Source organism: Mucilaginibacter gynuensis (assembly GCF_039541195.1).
GTDB classification, from domain to species: domain Bacteria; phylum Bacteroidota; class Bacteroidia; order Sphingobacteriales; family Sphingobacteriaceae; genus Mucilaginibacter; species Mucilaginibacter gynuensis.
Genome location: NZ_BAABFT010000004.1, coordinates 414,090 through 434,323 on the forward strand (window position 1 = coordinate 414,090; position 20,234 = coordinate 434,323).

General features: G+C 40.7%; 18 protein-coding genes and 1 pseudogene. 9 read left to right on the forward strand and 10 right to left on the reverse strand.

The window, feature by feature from the left end; genetic code table 11:
• Positions 1-33: 33 nt before the first annotated feature.
• Both ABD894_RS10770 and ABD894_RS10775 read left to right on the forward strand, forming a co-directional pair.
• Positions 34-2,544: a M36 family metallopeptidase gene (locus tag ABD894_RS10770; protein ID WP_345211032.1), complete on the forward strand. Its 2,511-nt coding sequence runs from the start codon at positions 34-36 to the stop codon at positions 2,542-2,544.
• A 144-nt stretch (positions 2,545-2,688) separates the two neighbouring features.
• A complete protein-coding gene (locus ABD894_RS10775; protein ID WP_345211033.1) occupies positions 2,689-3,069 on the forward strand; it encodes a hypothetical protein in 381 nt (126 codons plus the stop codon).
• A gap of 397 nt (positions 3,070-3,466) precedes the next feature.
• On the opposite strand, the gene ABD894_RS10780 is transcribed toward ABD894_RS10775, so the two are convergent.
• From ABD894_RS10780 to ABD894_RS10815, 8 genes are all read right to left on the reverse strand, one after another.
• Positions 3,467-6,091 carry a TonB-dependent receptor domain-containing protein gene (locus ABD894_RS10780; RefSeq protein WP_345211034.1) on the reverse strand — a complete coding sequence of 875 codons (2,625 nt, stop codon included), beginning with the start codon at positions 6,089-6,091 and terminating at the stop codon, positions 3,467-3,469.
• Positions 6,092-6,343: 252 nt separating this feature from the next.
• Entirely contained in the window at positions 6,344-7,261 is a 918-nt protein-coding gene (locus tag ABD894_RS10785; protein WP_345211035.1) for a FecR family protein, read from the reverse strand.
• 214 nt (positions 7,262-7,475) lie between these two features.
• The gene (locus ABD894_RS10790; RefSeq protein WP_345211036.1) at positions 7,476-8,057 is read right to left on the reverse strand and encodes an RNA polymerase sigma factor; all 582 of its coding nucleotides are present in this window, start codon (positions 8,055-8,057) and stop codon (positions 7,476-7,478) included.
• Positions 8,058-8,337: 280 nt separating this feature from the next.
• On the reverse strand, positions 8,338-8,646 hold the full coding sequence (locus tag ABD894_RS10795) for an ISAon1 family transposase N-terminal region protein (RefSeq protein ID WP_345211037.1): 309 nt from the start codon (positions 8,644-8,646) through the stop codon (positions 8,338-8,340).
• A gap of 340 nt (positions 8,647-8,986) precedes the next feature.
• On the reverse strand, positions 8,987-9,667 hold the full coding sequence (locus ABD894_RS10800) for a nucleotidyl transferase AbiEii/AbiGii toxin family protein (RefSeq protein WP_345211038.1): 681 nt from the start codon (positions 9,665-9,667) through the stop codon (positions 8,987-8,989).
• Entirely contained in the window at positions 9,651-10,148 is a 498-nt protein-coding gene (locus ABD894_RS10805; protein WP_345211039.1) for a helix-turn-helix transcriptional regulator, read from the reverse strand. The genes ABD894_RS10800 and ABD894_RS10805 overlap by 17 nt, the downstream gene beginning before the upstream one ends.
• 52 nt (positions 10,149-10,200) lie before the next feature.
• Complete coding sequence (locus tag ABD894_RS10810; RefSeq protein ID WP_345211040.1) at positions 10,201-10,770, reverse strand: site-specific integrase; 570 nt, start codon at positions 10,768-10,770, stop codon at positions 10,201-10,203.
• Positions 10,767-11,687: a phage integrase SAM-like domain-containing protein gene (locus ABD894_RS10815; RefSeq protein WP_345211041.1), complete on the reverse strand. Its 921-nt coding sequence runs from the start codon at positions 11,685-11,687 to the stop codon at positions 10,767-10,769. Before ABD894_RS10815 ends, ABD894_RS10810 begins: the two co-directional genes overlap by 4 nt.
• Positions 11,688-12,041: 354 nt before the next feature.
• Between ABD894_RS10815 and ABD894_RS10820 the strand changes: the two genes are divergently transcribed.
• From ABD894_RS10820 to ABD894_RS10840, 5 genes and pseudogenes are all read left to right on the forward strand, one after another.
• Complete coding sequence (locus ABD894_RS10820) at positions 12,042-12,983, forward strand: manganese catalase family protein (protein WP_345211042.1); 942 nt, start codon at positions 12,042-12,044, stop codon at positions 12,981-12,983.
• A gap of 27 nt (positions 12,984-13,010) precedes the next feature.
• Entirely contained in the window at positions 13,011-14,150 is a 1,140-nt protein-coding gene (locus tag ABD894_RS10825; protein WP_345211043.1) for a DUF892 family protein, read from the forward strand.
• Between the two features lie 18 nt (positions 14,151-14,168).
• The gene (locus tag ABD894_RS10830) at positions 14,169-14,732 is read left to right on the forward strand and encodes an alcohol dehydrogenase catalytic domain-containing protein (RefSeq protein ID WP_345211044.1); all 564 of its coding nucleotides are present in this window, start codon (positions 14,169-14,171) and stop codon (positions 14,730-14,732) included.
• The gene (locus tag ABD894_RS10835) at positions 14,732-15,325 is read left to right on the forward strand and encodes a zinc-binding dehydrogenase (protein WP_345211045.1); all 594 of its coding nucleotides are present in this window, start codon (positions 14,732-14,734) and stop codon (positions 15,323-15,325) included. The genes ABD894_RS10830 and ABD894_RS10835 overlap by 1 nt, the downstream gene beginning before the upstream one ends.
• A gap of 887 nt (positions 15,326-16,212) precedes the next feature.
• Positions 16,213-16,673 (forward strand): annotated as a pseudogene (locus ABD894_RS10840) (transposase); the annotation flags it as partial.
• 452 nt (positions 16,674-17,125) lie between these two features.
• Here the strand turns inward: ABD894_RS10840 and ABD894_RS10845 are convergent.
• Both ABD894_RS10845 and ABD894_RS10850 read right to left on the reverse strand, forming a co-directional pair.
• Complete coding sequence (locus tag ABD894_RS10845; RefSeq protein ID WP_345211047.1) at positions 17,126-17,509, reverse strand: hypothetical protein; 384 nt, start codon at positions 17,507-17,509, stop codon at positions 17,126-17,128.
• A gap of 44 nt (positions 17,510-17,553) precedes the next feature.
• On the reverse strand, positions 17,554-18,000 hold the full coding sequence (locus ABD894_RS10850) for a hypothetical protein (protein ID WP_345211048.1): 447 nt from the start codon (positions 17,998-18,000) through the stop codon (positions 17,554-17,556).
• 621 nt (positions 18,001-18,621) lie between these two features.
• Here ABD894_RS10850 and ABD894_RS10855 point away from each other — a divergent pair.
• On the forward strand, positions 18,622-19,179 hold the full coding sequence (locus ABD894_RS10855; protein ID WP_345211049.1) for a DUF922 domain-containing protein: 558 nt from the start codon (positions 18,622-18,624) through the stop codon (positions 19,177-19,179).
• Positions 19,180-19,891: 712 nt separating this feature from the next.
• Positions 19,892-20,023, forward strand: a complete 132-nt coding sequence (locus tag ABD894_RS10860; RefSeq protein WP_345211050.1) for a hypothetical protein — start codon at positions 19,892-19,894, stop codon at positions 20,021-20,023.
• The last annotated feature ends 211 nt before the right edge of the window (positions 20,024-20,234 follow it).

Below are 20,234 nucleotides of genomic sequence, written 5' to 3' on the forward strand. Positions count from 1 at the left end.
TCATTAACAGATATTAATTAAATCTCAAGCATCATGATCAGGGAAATAGACAAGCGCAATTTTGCCGCGTTTGAAGATACTGACGAACGGAAAAGCCGGTTTTTTAACCTCGCCAATGAAACCTCAGGTAAACTGGATTTTGGTGATGTGCCCTTAATGGCAGATATTAATGCCTGGACCGGCAACCCCAATTTTCTAAAAACCAGTAAACCGGTTAATTTAAATCAAGGCTCACTTATTGAAAAAGCTATGAATTATATTCAGATGCAAAAAGAGAGTTTTGGATTTGAGGAAACTGAACCGGCAAGCTTTTTACCTGATTCTTATATTGCAAATACAAGTACGGGGCTTTCCGTTGTAAATATGCAGCAGGTATATAAAGGGATACCTGTTTTTTTAGTAAATAAATCAGTAGTGTTCAATAAAAGCGGAGAAATTGAAGAAACATTAGGGGATAGTGTAAGTTTTCCGGCAGAGGTAGATATTGAACCTAAAATAACTGTTTTGGAAGCAGCTGAAAAAGCGGCAGATGCAATTATCTCAAACCATGAGGAAAGCGAAGATGGGTGGGGTGAGCTATCCGGAGGAAATTTTGCTCAAAACCAAAAATTTGAAGCAAAAAAGTTAGTAGAATTTCCGGGTATATCCTGCAAGCCCACCGTATTGCAAAAAAGCATTTTTGCCAATTACATACGCGCTAATCTTATCATATTCTACATTGGTCCGCAAGCAGTTCTTGCCTGGTATTTTACAATAGACGTTGATGATAAGGGCTTGCAGTGTGATGTGGTAATATCTGCAAATGACCCCTCAAATACCGAAATCCTTTATCTTAAAAATACTTCGCACAGTATACTTGCAAGAGGAAACGTTTTTAAAACAAATGGAGGAGAGCCGCGGGAATGGGTGAATTTTCCCGTTGACAGAAATCAATACCCTATTCCGGTAAATGGCAATGCAACCGTTTTTAAAGAATGGGTAATTGCCGATGAAACTAATGGTATTAATGTAGTTGCATCATTGGGTAGTATGGCCAGATTACTGCGCGGTGTGCAAAATACTCAACTGGATTTTGATCCCACAACTGATGAAGACCAGCAGGTTTTGAACATATTTTACTTCTGTAATTTAATGCACGACTTTTTTTCTCTATTGGGTTTTAATAAAGAATCGGGCAGTTTTGAAGATGATGATCCCGTATTGGCAAGGGCTTTTAATGCCACAGTATTTGGCACAGCTAATATGAGCACGCCTGTTGATGGCTCTTCGCCGGTAATGAATATGGGCCTGGTGGCCAGTTCAAGCTTGCACACTGCACTTGATGCAGATGTAGTATTTCATGAATATGTACATGGGGTAACTAATCGCCTGGTTGGAGGAAGGGTTAATGACCGGGCGCTGGTAGAACCGCAAAGCAGGGCTATGGGTGAAGGTTGGAGCGATTATTTTGCACTCACCATACAAAATATTGGCCGCACCACCGAAAAGGTGATTATAGGCGACTGGGTGAAAGGCAACCCCGGGGTAGCAGGCATTCGAAGCAGGCCTTACAATGAATCTTTCAACTTAACATATGGCGACCTGGCCAGATTGAGCGGTGAACATTCCCGTGGGGAAGTTTGGTGTGCCACTTTGATGCATTGGACACGGCATCTTGCCACTACCGAAAATAAGGAGCAGGCTTATTATATTTGTTGGCAGGCTGTTATAGACGGCCTTAAGCTAATGAGCGCCAATCCAAGTTTTTTGGATGCACGCGACGCCATTATGCGGGCACTTAATGCCATGGCAAACACAGGCAGCTTTCCTGCCCCCCTTGTAAACGCTGCTATTAACCAGTTGCGGATTTCATTTGCAAAATTTGGAATGGGCGTCAACGCGTCAAGTCAAGGTCCGTCAATCATTAACATTAAAGAAAGCTTCGATAGCGGTGTTGCGGAAGTAGCCGGCAATTTAAATACCGATGCTGTTACGGCGGCTTCCGGGAGCAATGAAAATGTGATGACCCCAAATTTAGCTGATGATATTGATGCCGCAGAAGAACTGAATGCACTTAATGGGTTGGTAAGCTGTAAACAAAACCTTAACCCTAAGCCCTGGAAAATTAGTGATAGCCGCCTTGCAGCAAGCCTTATAAAACTGCGGCAACAAATTAACAAGCTCGCTCCTGCCAGAGATAAAAAGCTGGACGGATGGTTTGGTGATGCCGCTCATCAAACAAGAAACTCTGATCACAATCCGTGGGTGGAGGGAAGCGTAGTAACGGCTATAGATGTTACAAATGATCCAAATGGTAAATGCAGTTGCGAAATTCTGGTAGCATCATTAGTGGATAACAAAGATTTCAGGATAAAGTACATCATCTGGAACCGGCGAATTGTTAACTCCTCCGCAATTAACGGCACGGCACCTTGGGTTTGGAGGCCCTATAACGGAGCAAACCCGCATGACAAACACGCGCATATTTCGGTTAAATGTGAAAAAGCTGATTATGATTCGCCGGCCGACTGGCTTCTTGAAACAAGTCAATCAATCAATATTTAGCAGTTATACAGAATAATGCTGTTGAACACAGATAGTGCATATATAACTGTATAAGCAAGCAAAAAAACATTATTTACTAATTTATTAAAAAACCGGCAAGCCGAAAACGGGATCAAAGAGTAGGCAATTTTAAACATTACTTTTATGAAATTCTTTGATGAGAACAACCAACCTTTAGACATCGATCAGCTAAAAAAGGAATTACGGGATTTGAAAGATGAACCCATTCCTACCGAAAGCGATTTAGAAAGCGATTTAGAAGCTGCGTATCAGCAAGGCAACACGAATGTGACCGGCATGGCAGCTATTAGTTTTCTGGGTATAGGTGGCAATCTGCTAAAAAAAATCAGACGTGCTGTTTGCGCTGTTGTTGGACCGGGTTCGTCAGCAGACGAAATAATTGACGCAATACTCGATGAATTAGTTAAACTAATACCGGGTGGTTTTATATTGAAACCACTGGTAAAAAAAATTGCCAAATTTATATTTGACAAAGGTATTGGAGCCTTTTGTGCGGGGGTATAATTTATTTCAGGTGCCGGCCAATGAGTAAAATTGGTTGGCACCCTAATTTAAAGTTTCAAAAATGTATATCAAAAAATAATTTAACAGATAAGGATGGATATTCAAGGATCATTGACCATCGTGTTCCGAAAACGGGTACAGAGCTTACTATTACACTTGGCCATTTTTAACTAACTGATTTGTAAACTTGAAATTATTATATAACAACACAATTTGTTGATCCAATTTGCACGGAACAGCCTCGTGCAATGACGATAAGATTCTTCAGTTCAGATTCTTCCGAACATGATTAATCTCAAACGACCAGTTTATTTAGCAATTTAAACGACAACAAGAAGTTGAGAACAGAAATGTAGAATTACAAGCATCGCCATTTTCATATTTTTAAATCACATTACTATTGAGCTCTTCTTTTCTCATCAAAGGATATGTTCTTGTTGTTTCCGGAAACCTTTGATCTTCCGAACAGGTAGGTGAGACCAAGGCTGAAGGTGTTGTAATTATAGTCCGTTTTGTCCGTTTGCACAAATCCACTATAACGGTATTCATATTTAGTTACGTTACCCAAAAAATAACCCGGGCTGATGATCAAATTGTTATTTAACAACTTTAATGTGGCCCCCATTCTAAAAATACGTTGACTATAGGTATAAATATTACCATAGGTTGATGGCAGGTTCTGGTTATAATTCAAATAAAAACTTAGCATGGCAGTTGCCTTGAAGGTATTATTGAAACTAAATGAGCCGGAAATTCCGTTTGGAGTGCTGATAGTTGCTATTTTAGACTTTGGCGAGGCACAAGAAAAAGTGGCGGAGATGCTTTTGTCCCACCATGTAAATAATGACCGGTTAAAGGATGCATAAGCCCCCACGTTATCCTGCGATAAAAAGTTTTCTGTGCTAGTATGAACCTCCGGGCCATTAACGGTTATGAGGTGCGAGATCATATCTCTGGTATGTTGTGTATATACAGTAAAAGAAAACATGCCTTTATAGAGATAGTTAAACTCGAAATTGTTACTGTACGACGGCAAGAGCGATGGGTTGCCGGTAAAATAGGTATAAATATTTGTATAATAGGCAAATGGATTTAGGGAATTAAGGCTCGGACGGTTGACCCTCTTTGAATAATTTAAGGAAAAAACATTGTTTTTATCAGCCTTATAAACAATGTAAGCCGTAGGGAATAAGGCCCCATAATCACGTTTATTACGCTGATTTAAAGTAGGCGAATAACCATCCATCAGGGTATACTCATAACGCAACCCTGCTTTAGCTGTCCATTTTTTCGATAGTTCAGCTTCCATACTGAAATACGCGGCCAAGTTATTTTCCGTATAGTCGAAATCATTACTGCGAGTTTTGTCCAATACGAGGTTATTCAGGATATGATTATAATATACTATGCTGGCACTATTATTATAGGTAGCAAACTTAGCACCTGTTTCTATTTTAGCCCATTTATAAGGCAATGTTAAATCTGATTGAACGGACCAAATATGGTATTTTGACAAGTTATTATTTTTAACTGAAGCATAGGTATTTTCAGATTCAGAAATAAAATCATTTCTCATTTCAGGTTTATTCGTAAAAAAGTTGACAGAGCTACTCAATTTCTTCCCGGCCGAATCAAGCTTTAAATCGTGATATAAATTGAAAGTTTGTGTAAATACTGGCCTTGAAATTTTTCCCGTAGTGTTTAAAACAGAATCGATAGCTTTGCCGGTAACAAAGGTATAGTTGTTATCAAAGTTTGTATTCGATTTATAGTCTGAAATATTATAAATAAACCCGATGTTATTGGCTTTATTCAACGCGTAATCTATACTCAAACCGGACTGCAACCCTGGCGAGCTGCCTAAACGACGCTCATCACTGAGGATTTGGCTCGGCTGCCCGGTTATATCTCTCGATTCTTTAAGAATAAATCGATAATGTGATTGGTTAAGTGTGAAAGAGCTGCTCACTTTTTTTGACCGGAAAAAAAGAGCCATACTATTATTAAAGGATGGGTAGGTGTTCTGATAATAGGTGGAACTAACCGACCCGCGCCAGCCTAACGATTCGTTTTTCTTTAAAACAATATTGATCAGGCCGGCATTTCCCTGGGCCTCATATTTTGCCGGCGGCGTGGTGATAATCTCAATTTTTTCTACATTTTCCGCCCTGAGCGTTTTCAGGTAATTGGCAAGGTCAGTTCCGCTTAGATAGATTATTTTTTCATTTACCATAACTGCCATACTGCCTTTGCCAACCATAGAAATGCTGCCATTCTCAGACACTGTTAAAAGAGGCGCCATCCGCAAAGCGTCGAAAAGGGAAGAGCCGCTCGCTGTTAGAGTGTTGTTCAGGTTAAATATTAGCCGGTCAACCTTCCGTTCCAAAATGGGGGTTTTGCTGGTTATGGTTACTTGTTTAAGCTGTTTGATTGATGCATTGAGTATAATATCCGGTAATTGAACCATCTTCATGTCTCCTAAAGTTAGGGCAAGAGACAAACTATCCTTACTTACTTCCGAAATTCCGATCAGATAATCCCCTTTTTCTGATGCTTTGAGTCGGAAACGTCCCCCGGTATCGGTTAGTGCAGATTGGATTATTTTACCGGTAGCAACCTGCTTTATGATCACATTCGCAAAAGATATTGCCTGATGATCTATATCCACTACACGGCCTTTTATCTTATAATTAGCTTGCGCAGCATCACGTTCGATCAATATATTGCCCTCAACCTGCCGGAACGAAAGGAAAGTATTTTGTAATAATTCCTGCAAGGTTTGTTCTATTGTTCTGTTCTCCAAAGTCAGGTTGAGTCCGATAAGTGCTTTAATTTCCGCCTTGCGGTAATAAAAGCGAAGTGAAGTTTGTTGTTCGATCTTTTTGAGACCACTGGCAAGACTTTCATCCCGCAGGCCGATAGTAATCCTGTCCGAGTGCATATTCTGCCCCTTTACGGTATTGGCCAGTAATAACTGGAACGTGGTTAGTATAATTACTATAATGACAAGGCTTACGCGCATTAACTGAAAAATAAATGGCTTGTTTAATTTTATTACACCGCTGAGGCCAGCACATACGCCTCCCGGGTTCCGCATTTTTGCAGAAATATGCATACTTTTAAATGTTTTAAGTGACTCAATTATTTAAAACCCCGGTTTTCCGGGACACCTGTAAGCCGATGACCGTCGGTTTACAGGTCTATTTGACTTATGATCCTGCCTGGAGGACAATAAGCGTTTACAAAGCTTAGCTGTTAATCATTCTTAATGGCGTTAATTATTACAGCCCGCCCCGTCTATCACGAAATTACCGTCCGGCTTGATCTGATAAGTGGCATTGTTAAAAGCGCACATCACTTTCAATATTTTTTCCAGTTCTTCTCCATTTAACGAAGTGCCCGTAAAGCGGCAGGTTTTCAATTTCGGATTGCTAAAACTGATTTTCACGTTGAAGTGTTGCTCCAATTGAATAATCGCATCCTCAAAACTCACGTCCTCAAAATGCAGATCACGCTGCTGCCACGCAATTACCGCATTGGCATTAACGGTTGCCTGTACGACTTCCGCTTTTAACGTGTTATAGCTGATCTGCTGGTTGGGGATAATTACACCTAATAATTTTTGGCCATTGGCAACGCTTACTTTGCCAGGGGTGACTGTGACCTGAATGGTGTGTTTGCTTTTATCTTCTTTGATATTAAATGCGGTACCCAGCACGGTGGTAAGCACGGTTCCTGTATGAATGATAAAAGGCTTGCCCGGGTTATGGCGGACATCAAAATAAGCTTCACCGGAAAGGTAAACTTCCCTTGCTTTACCATTAAATGTCTCAGGGTATTTTAACGCGGAGCCGGCATTTAACCATATCCGGGTGCCATCAGTAAGGGTTATCTCCCTTTTCTGATCATTGGGAGCCCGGAGAGTTGTAAGTTCAACAGGATGCAAACGGCTTTGCAGTGACGGCCATTCCAGGTACAAAGTAAAAGAGATCAGCAACACTGCTGCGACAGCAGCGATACTTCGCCAGAGCCCAAGCTTTCTTTGCGGCAGCGACACTATTTTGGGCTCCGTTTCGCTAATTGTGTTTTTAATTTCGCTAAAAACAACGGAGAGCCATTGATCTTTTGCCGAACGATCTAAATCATGCCATTGAGCGTTACCATTATCATGCTCTTCCAGCCAGCGTTTCACCAGTTCATTTTCTTCGTTTGTGGTTTCTCCATTGAGGTAACGATCCAGTAAGGCGGCTATTTGATCACGGTTCATTTGTTATCCATTTCACAGTAGCCGTGTGAGATGCCTTTTGGTACTATAAAGAAATGAACTTTTTTTGCAGGTGTGATTTTAGCTTGACGATAAGGAAGACCATTTAAAGAACGGACATGTAATGCTCGGGATACTAGGTTTAGGATAGCCATAGCAATAATGCAGCGGTAGAAACCTTTGCCAGTGAAGCCCGTAAATGTTTTAACGCAGTAGAAAGCTGGTTTTTTACCGTTTGTTCAGAAAGCTGCAATTTGTCGGCGATCTCTGTTATGCTCAAATTTTCTTCCCGGCTTAATAAATAAATTTCTTTCACCCGGGGTGATAATTCATCCAGCGAGGTTTCAATGCTTTGGGCTATTTCTTGTGCAGCTATTTTTTGCTCGATAGTCGCTTCATAGCGAACAGCCAGCGAGTCTACCATAGCTGCATAAGCCCGGTGTGTGATATTCTTTCTTATTTTATCCACTATCCGGTTACGTGTGAGCTTAAAGAGGTAAGCTTTTAAATCCCGGTCAACCTTCAATTGTGTTCTTTCCTGCCATAGCTTTACAAAAACATCATGGATAATGTCCCTGCCATCCTCCATGTCAAAAAACTTCGAACTCGCAAAACCTGCCAACGAATCTGCATACCGACTGTAAATTTCGGAAAAGGCGTTCTCATCATCTTTTTTTAAAAGATCGATCAGTTGCAGATCATTTAAGACTGAATACGTTGTCATTGCTCGTTAAAACTAAAGTACTATTATAAAAGACATGCACTTAGAACGATTAGTTACATTTTATACAAATAGAGATAAATTTGTATTCCATCCTTTTTTCAACGCTTAGGTTTTTAAAATAGCGAACAAGCTCTGATATACTGGTTATTTAATAAAATGAATTAATTGAAAATTTGGGTTTATATCGTCAATTAATAAACTAATGGAATTGGCATAAGCAATTATTGTAGATTCATTATATCTTTTCCGGATCAGTCCGAAAAGTTGGGGGATTAGCTTTCTAAGCATAAATATTAGCGAGCCTGAATAGGAAGAAAGGTTTGATACAAAGGGCTACCTTGTGCCCGCGGATAGGGAAATCTTGTATGGCTGTTTCCGGCAGGAAGCCTTTTGACTCCAATTGCCGCGCATCATACCCGGCGGGCGGCAGGTTCTTTTCTTCCAAATAAATATTGAGCTGGCCGCTTTCTGCGGCAGCCACGTTGGTGAGTTCGAAATAATCTAAAATACCTTCAGGTAATATAAGGCGGATGAGGGTTTCGTGGGCAGTAGGCAAGATGCTTTCGTTTGGATCGGTAATAAAACGCAAAGCAAATACTTTTTATCATTTCCCCCAACTTTTCAGCTTGACCCCATAAAACTTAGTTTGAAACAAGCACTTTTGACATAAAAAAAGCGCCTAAATCATTGATTTAAGCGCTTTCGGTGGGTTTTGATACCCTTTTCTGCGGAATGGACGGGACTCGAACCATGCCTTTATCTGAAAGATAATCAATGAAATATGTTTCTAAATATTCAAAAGGTAACCGATTAGGTAACCGAATATTTTAGTTTGTTTTGATTGAGTTTAAAGAACTACTATAAAGCTAATAAAAAATTTTATTGAAATGAAGCTACACCACAAAGAAATTTCATGATAGGGCGGAGGTTTAACGGCCTCTTCTGCGTCGGGGCGGATCAATGGCGGCCACAATGTCTTCCTTTATAAAAACCCATTCTTTCCCATTCAAACATACGGGATCAAAGTCGTCATCTGCCAAAGAAAAATTCCTGAAGTTATCTTTGATCAGTTCATCGTCGTGTGTGCATTCATATCGCTGCTTGTGAAAGCTGATCATTTCGTCGATGGTGTACGCTTCTAATGCCTGATGTAAATCCCAAAAGTCCTTCTTTCTTCCAAGTCGCTGAACCACGTCAACTTTCATCGCAAGTATTTCCTCAATCGTGGCCATTCTAATACCTTCAATTTCCTCTGCCAGCTGGAAAAAAGGATCCATTGAATAGTACACATCAAGCTTTATCGCGGAATCCTCACTATCTCCGATAAGATATGATTTTCCCATGCCCGGATTAATGCCAAAATCGCCCTTAACGTATGGAAAGTTGTGGGTTAAAAAATCTTCTAGTGAATTGAAATCAATACTTCCATATGGTGCATCCGTAAACAGATTTATATCAATTGACATGCGATGTCCCCAATAGAGGCTTAAAGCAGTACCTCCCACTAACCTGAAATCCTGGAACGGTTGTCCTTCCATTAATTTGAGAAGCGCGGTTTTTAAAGCCGGTGTAACTGTATTCCAATATAGCATATCAATGTTTTTTCGCATGAGCCATTACCGGCATAGAGATTTCTTTTAAATCATCACTACCCGTAACTTCCATGATCCTATCTTTTCCATAAAACTCCAGCGCGTGTTCCTTTTCCGAATCATTTCCACGTTCGAAAACACGTTGTATCACCGCTTTATATTGTTTATTCCAGTCGATCCTATCCATGTCTGTGTCCCAGAATAGCGCTTTTCTGAAAGATGGCACTCCCTTATGTTTTAATTTCTTTTTTACCTGGTCAATTTCATAATGCGCCTGCAACAAATAGAATGCGCCTTCCTCTAAACCCAGAGCATGATCAATTTTCAGGGAAAGCAGGGGTGATAAACCCCTCCTTGCTTTGGTAACCTCATTGATAACCTGCGGATACTCGCCGATGGAAATGGCAAACGGTCCCTTTTTTAATTGACGCTTCGTTAGTTCTCTTTCCAGAACACGTCCCGGATGAATGCCATAATATTTTTCAATGCCGCTGTTCATAATCAAATATAAACAATTTTGTTTATAAATAAAAGTTTATAAATTACCTGAGCTAAATCTCCTTCGCCAGAGTCAATTCCTGTCCTGCATACTTTTTCTTCAGTGCGCTCATATCCCTGCTTACTTTAGTATCAGTGACCCGCGCATAAATTTGTGTGGAGCGGATATTCTTATGTCCGAGCATCTGCCCCACAGTTTCAATGGGAACGCCGTTAGTCAGCGTTACAGTCGTCGCGAAAGTATGCCTGGCACAATGAAAGGTAAGCCATTTCGTCCAGCCCATTTCTTTCATAATTTCCTTCAGGTAAAAGTTAACCCTCGGATTGCTAAGCTTGGGAAGAAGAAAATCTTCATCGGGGAATCGTGGATAGCTTTTATAATGCTCGATCAGTTTAAGCGCCGGAGATAACAACGGAACCCTCACCCTGTTATTGTTTTTCATGCGATGCGTTTCCAGCCAGATTCCACCGTCCTCACCTTTGACTATATCTTCCGCCGTCAATCGCACGGTATCCGAATAAGACAAGCCGGTGTAACAGCTAAAAAGGAAAAGATCCCGGGTCAATACTAAACGTTTTTTCAGTTTTTTAAGCGCAAGCGCATTTAGCTCCTCACTGGTCAAAAACTCACGGAAAACTTCCTCCTTTTTTGCCGGTAAGCGACGAAAGGATCGTGCTTAGCCCAGCCGATCTCATTAGCGATTTTCATCATAGTCCGCAGTTTTTTCACCATTTGGACCGCGGTATTTATCTTCACACCATAATCAGCTTTAAGGTAATGGTCGAAGTCCCTGACGAGTTGATAGTCGATATCATCGAGTTTGATATCATCCTTTTGCGTTTTCAGCAGTAAGAACTTTCGTAATACCCGAAAGACAGACTTATATTTCTGCAGGGTTGCCGCCGTGTAACCTTTACCCAAAAGACCGGCGATCTGGTTAGTGTGATAATCCCATACATCAGACAACATTTTTGGCGGCTCCAGTTCTTCACCTTGCATCAATTTACGAATATGTACGGCCGTAAACGTTTTACCCGACGCATACAGTTCTTGCCGGCAGGCATACGCCCGGGCCTGTAAAACATCCAGCCAATTATTGATCGACCTGGCATATTCACGTGTGCCTTTGACCCGTTTGGCTGCACGATCCCATTCCAAGGGATAGCATTTACGGCCCGTCGACCATTCTTCCCGGGAGCCATTCACCGTTATCCTAATGTATACAGGATGTTCTTTGCGCTTACTACGCGCGTTCGCCACACAATTTAATGCAACGACGCCGGCCAGGCAAAGTCGGGTTTCAGTGGTTTCCTGTTCCAGCCAGCCGGTTAGCTCCAGCAGCGATTCTTCAATCACCAGTTGCAGGGAATGCGCTATATTAAAATGAAGCGAAGTAAAGTCTTCGTGGCGTAGTCGTTTCGGCCCAAAGCGCTCTTCAAAGCGCTGATCATTAATGGCGTACCGCCCGTTGTCGCTAACCTGAACCATCTCTCTGAAATCTTTGATAAATTCGGGTTTGCCGTATGAGGCCAGCGCCATTACTTTATATTCTTCTGAAGAGTCAAAAAGCCAAGATGTGTAGTCGCCTCCTCATAAAGGAAGCCGAGGAATGGGGCAAATTTACCTGTCAGATTCGGGAAAGCTGATTTCCCGAGCCTATATTATAGGTGGTCGTCGAGCAGTGACTTCACGAAAACTTAAGCGGCAAATGCATACTCCAATGTAGAAACAGCTGTGGAAAACACCGCCCTTCAATTTAATAAAATATAAAATTATTTAATTAGAAATTAAAACAATAGCAGTGTGCTCAGGTTGTATCTATTACATACTTGCCGCTCCATATAATCCCACCCAGCCACTTTTAAAAATACACATCTACTAAACAAAAACATTATGTTTCACCATGTAAAGGACTTACAGTTCAATGCCAGGGTATCTCGCCCTGACCCGCGTTTTGCCAATTTATTGTTAGAGCAATTCGGCGGAGAGAATGGAGAGCTGGCCGCGGCCATGCAATATTTCACTCAGGCATTTGGTGCCAAGGTGCCACATCCTGATAAGTATGACATGCTGATGGATATCGCAACCGAAGAATTTAGTCACCTGGAAATTGTGGGTGCTACCATTCAAATGTTATTGAAGGGCGTAAACGGCGAATTGAAAGATGCCGCCGATAACTCCGAGATTATGCAGGTAATGAATGGCAAGGCTGCTAAAGAAAGTATCATACATGAAGCGCTGACCGCTAATCCGCAATTTGTAATGATTACAGGCGGTGGCGTAACCCCACGCAACAGCCAGGGGATCCCATGGTGTGCATCCTATATTCATTCTAACGGCGATCTTACTGTTGATCTGAGAAGCAACCTTGCTTCAGAATCAAGAGCCAAGCTGGTTTACGAACATCTGATGAAATTTACCGATGATCCGTACATCCATGAAACGTTATCATTCCTGATGACGCGTGAAGTGGCGCATTACAAAATGTTCGAGGCCGCATTAGACAGTATTCCAAATAACTTTCCACCGGGAGTCTTAGCTGCCGATCCAAGATTCGCTCAGCAGGCGTACAATCTGTCTGCCGGAACCGTCCGCGGACCGTGGAATGAAGGGGAAATGCCAAATCTTGGTAAGGACTTCGAATACATCGCCGATCCTATTGCTCAGGCCCGGGAAACTTTTGGTCATACTCAATTAAAAGATGATAAAAGCGAAGAACTTGAAGCGGCTGCAAAGAAAAATAAAGAAATGAGTCTGCTGAAAAGTTCAGAAGTGAAAAAAGCTGAACCTAAGGGTGTGGCACAATGGAGCACTTACAGCGAATCCCAGGACTAAAATAGTATACCTAAAAAACAAACATCTATGGAAATTTCAGAAAAAGCACTTGATGTGATCAATGATCTCATCGAAATCAATAACGACCGCGTGGCGGGTTTTGAAAAGGCAGGTAAAGATCTCGGAGAAAATGGCGCCGCACTTAGCGTAGTTTTTAACAAGCTTGCAGGTGAAAGTAGTAGTTATGCTGCAGAACTTTATGCTATAGCATTACAGTATGGCGGTGAACCTACTGATGGTACAAGCGCTTCAGGAGCACTGCACCGCACATGGCTTGATATTAAAGCTGCCTTTACCGGGAGCGACCCGGAAGCAATACTTAATGAGTGTGAGCGCGGCGAGGATGCAATTAAAGCAGCTTACAATACCGCGCTTGAACCGGATAATGAATTAAGTCCTGATTTGGCTCAGATATTACAAGCCCAGTTTATAGGGATATCTGAAGGCCACGATCTTATCAAATCATTACGTAATAAGGCTGCACAAAATGATGACAATGCGGTAAATGCCGGTAATACCGATGATTATTCAGGTAGTGTAAACACTGAACAACCTTATTCAGAAACTACGACCGCATTTGAAACCGAATCGGCTTATTCCCCTGAATATGAAGCCACCGAATCAGAAGGATTGTATGATGACGAAACTGATGATGCTTCGGGTGATTCGAAATTGATGGAGTTTTTTGTTAACGAGTTAAAAGACCTGCTTTGGGCGGAACGTGAACTGGTGGATACTTTGCCCGATATGGCAGATGCTGCTACTTCAATCGAATTAAAAACAGCCTTTGAAAACCATTTGGTTGAAACTGAAACCCACGTAGCCCGGTTAGAGCAAGTTTTTGCTGTACTTGGTTTAGAACCGGAAGCACGTAAATGCCAGGCAATGGCCGGTATAGTTGAAGAAGGGGAAGAAATTATCAGCGCTACTGAAGATGGCACAGCGCAACGCGATGTAGGTTTGATTTTCGCCGGTCAAAAGGCCGAACATTATGAGATTGCGTCTTATGGAGGTATGATTAGTTTGGCCAAAACACTGGGTTATTATGAAATTGCCGAAGTGCTGGTATTAACTCTGGAAGAAGAAAAAATAGCCGATGGCTTATTGACGGAAATTGCCGAAAGCCAGGCAAACTATGATGCTGCTAACGAACCGGCAGAAGATTAATCATTTAACTATTATACCATGAAAGCAGTAGTTTTTCACAAACCCGGCGATATCCGCTATGATACCGTTGAAGATCCGCGCATTGAACTTGCAACGGATGTAATTTTAAAAGTAACCTCTACGGCTATATGCGGCTCTGATTTGCATATCCTTAGCGGTGGCGTTCCGCAAACAGAACCTATGATCATGGGGCATGAGTTTATGGGGATTGTTGAGGAAGTAGGCTCGGAGGTAAAAAATCTTAAAAAAGGTGACCGTGTAGTAGTGCCATTCCCTATTTCTTGCGGACAGTGCTTTTTTTGTCAGCATCAGGCTTCACCCAGCTGTGAAAACTCCAATTATAAACATTACGGTCCAAATGGCGACATGATGGATCAAAAAGGTGCCGCCCTGTTTGGTTATACCGACTTATATGGAGGTTATTCCGGTGGCCAGGCCGAATACGTTCGCGTGCCTTACGCGGATATCAGCCCGAGGGTAGTGCCGGAAAATATGAGTGATGAGCAAGTGCTCTTCCTTACTGATATTTTTCCAACAGGTGGTCTGCGATTGATTGGGCTCAGCTTAAAGGGGGAGAAGTAGTGGCTATATTTGGCTCGGGACCTGTAGGACTGATGGCGCAAAAAGCTGCCTGGATCAATGGCGCCAGCCGGGTGATTGCTATTGACCCATTAAATTACCGTCTTGAAAAAGCGCGAAAGGTTAATAACGTTGATACGCTTAATCCGGATGAGGTTGATGTAGTAGAAGCTATCCGTGAAATGACAGGTGGCAGAGGTGCGGATGTTTGTGTGGATTGTGTGGGTTTCGAACCGGAACGTACTATAATTGATAAAGCCAAAGCGCTGATCAACTTTGAAGTAGGCAGTATGAAGGTTCTGGATATGGCTTTTAAAGCCGTACGTCGTAGTGGTACAGTAACCATAATGGGCGTTTATGGCTCTACTTATGATAATTTCCCGATGCATCGCATATTTGATAAGGGCCTTACCATACGTCAGGGACAAGCACCGGTATTGAATTATATTGATCACCTTATTGACTTGGTAAAGGAAGAGAAGGTGGTATTAGACGATATCATTACACATACTTTACCGCTCAGCGAGGTTGCTCATGGTTACGAAATCTTCGATAAAAAGGAAGAGGATTGCGTAAAAGTGGTTCTAAAACCATAGTTAATATAATAACCGGTTTTATTTAGCCGGTTATTATTTGTACTTCATATTATAAACTAAGCACGGAATTATTACCACCGGTTAATTATTAATACCATGGAACAAACGAGTACTCCATTGCCGATTGTTGAGAAGATTAAGCAATACCTGGAAACAAAGATTAAGCTTTTAAAATATTAAGGTGTAGACAAAGCAAGCGGTATTATAGCAGAGGTAATAACAGATTTAGTAGCGGTTGTATTATCGCTATTAGCCTTTCTCTTTTTTAGTGTTACCCTCGCTTTATTCTTAGGCCATTTACTTAATTTAGACTGGGAAGGATTCGGTTGCGTCACTGTTATATATATACTCATTGTCATGTTGGCCAGGAGTTTAAAAGTCAGCCTTCAAAACTTAGTTATTCGAAATTTTATTCGCCAATTCTTTAAAAATAAATAATTACCCATTAAAACAAAAATCATGGAAAACAACCAATCACATAGCGAAGGGCCGATGGCAAAAGCTATAGAAGAACAAACGTCTAAATAACCTGCTGATATTTTACTTTGGGCGGCGTTAGGCGCAATGGGGGTGTCACTTACATTGAAAGTTTTGCAAAAGAACATTAACAATTTAATTAACTGATTGGTAAATTTGGAATTATAAAATGACAACCCAATTCGCTGATCTAATTTGCACGGGACAGCGCGGTTAAGATTACCGGAATGTACAACCTGATAATTTGATGGCTATGATAAGGGCAATCTGTAGCAACGCAATTCTTTAAAATATAATCAGCCATAACTGTATTATTAGGAAACTTGTGGCTGTTTATATTTTTTTATATTCAGCCACAGTATGCATGAAATCATCGGCAGAAAAGAGGAAAAGTTTCTTTTGGAAAGGATTGCCTTGGGCGGTCGCGGGGTATCAACTTAATCGATTGGACACCTATCAAAGCCTGTCATAATCGGCGCATCCATAACCACAAAGTATTGCCTTGGTAACAGAATGGGGCCAGTGTTCCACCGGTTGGATTTATAGTTTGATACTGCATCTGATCATCAATGACAAAGTTCAAATACTGTTTTTCTACCTTACAAAAGGCGATATAGACGACAGGAACATCAAACTGATGACCTTTATGACACAGGAGATCTTCGGCAAACTTTTTGGTGATAAAGGCTATCTATCGAAAGCTTTGGCTGACTTGCTTCGGGGCAACCGCATCCAGATGATCACCAAGCCCCGTAAAAATATAAAAGACTTTAACATCTCCCAGGCCGACAAAATAATGCTTAGAGTAAGAGCTATTATCGAGTGCTTCAAGGATGAACTAAAGAATATCTGCAAACTTCGGCATCTTAAGCCCGTTTGGTACCACGCTTTTCTCGGATCTTGATATAAAGGTCACTTTCCGTTACTTCGATCATTGTTTCCAAATCAAGATTCTCCAATTGGGATAGTTTTAATGCTTTGGTAAGCTCATGTATTTTCTTGATGAGTAACCTTGATTCCGGACTTTGGGTGATCACTGGAAGCGCTGAAGAGTTGTCTGCATTCAGCAAAGTAGTCAAATTAAGCTTGCCAGCCCACGCTTTTTTTGTGTTTCTTGGAACCCGATATTTCCGACTTAACCCCCAAATGTTTCTTTTCGGGTAACAGCGGCATTAGTGAATTTTTCTGCGCCGTTTTAAAATATGCTACCACCGGTACGGCGATAGTTCAAATCGTAATGAATGATAGCTCCGTTGAACTCTGCTATCGCAGTACTTTGATTATTTGTAATTAATTGATTGATGTTTCTGTCTACATTTTAATTTAGCCCATAAACTCTGCTATCTGGGCATTCACCACATCTTCACCTTTCATTTCGAAAAGGAATAATCGGCTAATGGTAACATTCATTTGATCAATATGATCTAAAGCCGTCGGAACGGCTACGAACTCATTTCCGTTCACGGCAGTCAAAGTCCAGGCCTGATTCCACAACGGGTTTAAGGTTACAAATCCCGGTTGTTTTGAATTTTCAGTAATGTTTTTAGCAATAAATTTGGCATTCCAGATTTTGGCGGCTTCCAGCTTCCGGGCGGAGACATTGATTGATGCCGGGTCAACAATTCGACTGATTTCTTTTCGACAGGCGAAAAATACAAGACATAACGCGCACACCACTGTAAGTAATGATAGAGTTCTTTTTTTCATGAATTGGTTTGGTTCTTTAGGTTAGTGTATAATTGGTTTGTATATTATTCGATAGAAAAAGTATGATCGACTACTGACCACTTACCGTCTTTTTTTCTCAAACGATAACTATAATCAGTCAGTTGATTTATGCCATGTATAACAATTTTAGATGAATCGTGATCGATTGAAAAAGAGGTGACGATATATCTCAATGGCTTAGCGTTTAGCTTATTACTGCGTTCAATGCGTTTCACCGCTGCTGGAGTTTCGTCGATATATGATATTTTTATTTTGCCGGTTTCCAAAGGCCATGATGAATTATAATAACCCTTTTTGGTTTTAATAAAGAAAATAGTATCAGGTATCTTATACATATCTTCAACAATTTTCTCCGAGTGTAAAACGGCGTTCAAAACATCCGTAGTGTCGGCTCCAGTAACCGCATGACTTCCATTACGATTACAGGCTACCAGCATGATGCAGACAAAAAAAATGGTGATAATATTCATAATGATCAGCATTTTTTAGAGATAATGAGTAAGGTAACCTCATCGTTAGTAAAATTTCCATTCAAGCTATTTGTTCGGAACAAGCCCCAATTTATAATTAGCAAATTCAATTATTTAATAATGTTTGTCCTTTTGCAGGTATCCTGAACTTTTATACGCGGATAGCAAAATTAGACCCGGCGATTATTGGAAGCAGTGTTTCGATAAATATTTTCTTAGGTTTTAGATTTTGTATAAGAGAGGCCATGATAATAATTTAGGAAAACAATGTTACTAATTTTATATAAGTATTCATTAATTTAAATTGCTAATAGTTGCTTGATTTTAAGATGCTATCGCGCGTTACGCTAGTTTTACAGCCTGATGGAATACTTGTATTATTGAAATTATAATCTTTGATGACAGATCAATGCTCATGGCATTGAAAAAAACATAGTTGTCACTTTTAAAAGTAAACGATATTAACAATATTAATTAGCGTAGGCGAGGGAGATTCGTTGTAATAGCTTCAGGCATTTGATCTTATTATGTGCACGCTTTATTCTTTGAAGATGCTCAAGCTGTATGTCTGCATTTGTAAAACTTTAATATATTCTTACATTTATTAATTATTGTTTAATCATGAAATTCATCTACCTTATACTTTTTTTTATTTATTCAACCACTGCTTCTGCACAACTGCTCAAATGGAGTAAAGACACTTTACTAACATGGAACGACTTTAAAGTATTTGTTGATACCGGGAAGTTTGAAGCCATAAGCTATTTAAGTATGACATACGAATACCGCTATTCTGTAATTGATGGTGTTTACAAAGCAAAATTTAAAATATCTCACACTTTTGATCCTTCAAAATCAACAACTATTGTAAGTAAACAAACTTCGTATTTGTTAAAACATGAGCAAACACACTTTGATATAGCTGAATATTTCGCAAGGCAACTCAGGTTTGAGCTTGAGAGTTACACCTACACAAAAAACATTAAAGATGAAATTATAAAAATCTATAAACGAGTAGATGGCGAACGTGAAAAAATGCAAAATTTATATGACAGCCAATCTAAGAATGGCAGAGATGTGAATTTAAAAAAGAAGTGGGAAGATTTTGTAGCTAATCTTCTTATAAAGAATTATCCTTTGGACGAGTTGTTAAGACCAGGCATGGTACCCAATGGTTAACCATAAGTTAATGATTAGAAAGAATCAATTAAAGATATTACATTTTGAAACAAGAGATTGATTAGAGGAAAATAAAATGCCTATCAGATTTCTCCGATAGGCATTTTATCTTTTATGCCCGGCCCGTTGGTGATCACTGTTGGTTTTATTGGCTCCCTGACAAACGGCTTTTCTGGTGCTGCATTAGCTGCCTTGGCAACTTTCTGTTCGCGAAAAGTACCAGCATCAAAGCTTTTGTGGATGGGATCACCGCGGCAGTCATCGGTGCCCTTGTCTGCTCAGTAATCGTCATCGCTAGCCGCGCTGTGATGGATATCCTACTGCCCTGATAGCCTTGGCAAGTGGATTAGCTTTGATCTACTTAAAAAAATACAGGAACCACATTTTATCTGCCTTGCTGAAAGTTTAGGTATCCTGATTAAAAATTTTTTTTGAATCAGGAACTTAATATGATCCGTCTGAGAAGTCATGCAGAACAGTTCCTATCGGAACAAGGGTGATTATTTTCTCTGGCGCATCTTATTTTCGAAATAAAAGTTTGCATAAACAAATCAGCACAAAATCCGGATGACCGTGAGCAAACTGATCGACCAAGAGGATTTAAGCCAGGAACATATCGTAAAAACATCCGATATGGCTTCAAATGCAGACATCAAACAATGGCAGTCGGACAATCTGATGGGATAGCTACGGGAGAGCTATCAGATCAGCAGTGAACATTTGCGAACAGGAACCCGGTCAGCAGATCGATAAAGCATATTACCAGAGGTATATTCCGGTAATACGTGAACGGAACAATTCACTCAATTCGGCTACGCCGCCGTTCGTTACCGTGCCCATGTAGAGGCTGCCGCCGCAACCGTTTCATTTCCTGATAGCTGACGGCTGAAATAATAGGTCGTTCATAACGGGATTTGATCAGCGCGGATCGGTCACGATGATCTCCAATTACCCTTTTAATCGATCACTTTGCAATTAAACTAACTGGAAGATGTGAAAACTTGGTGCCGCATATCCTAATCAATTGCCGACTGTAAGGCTTACACCTAGTGCTT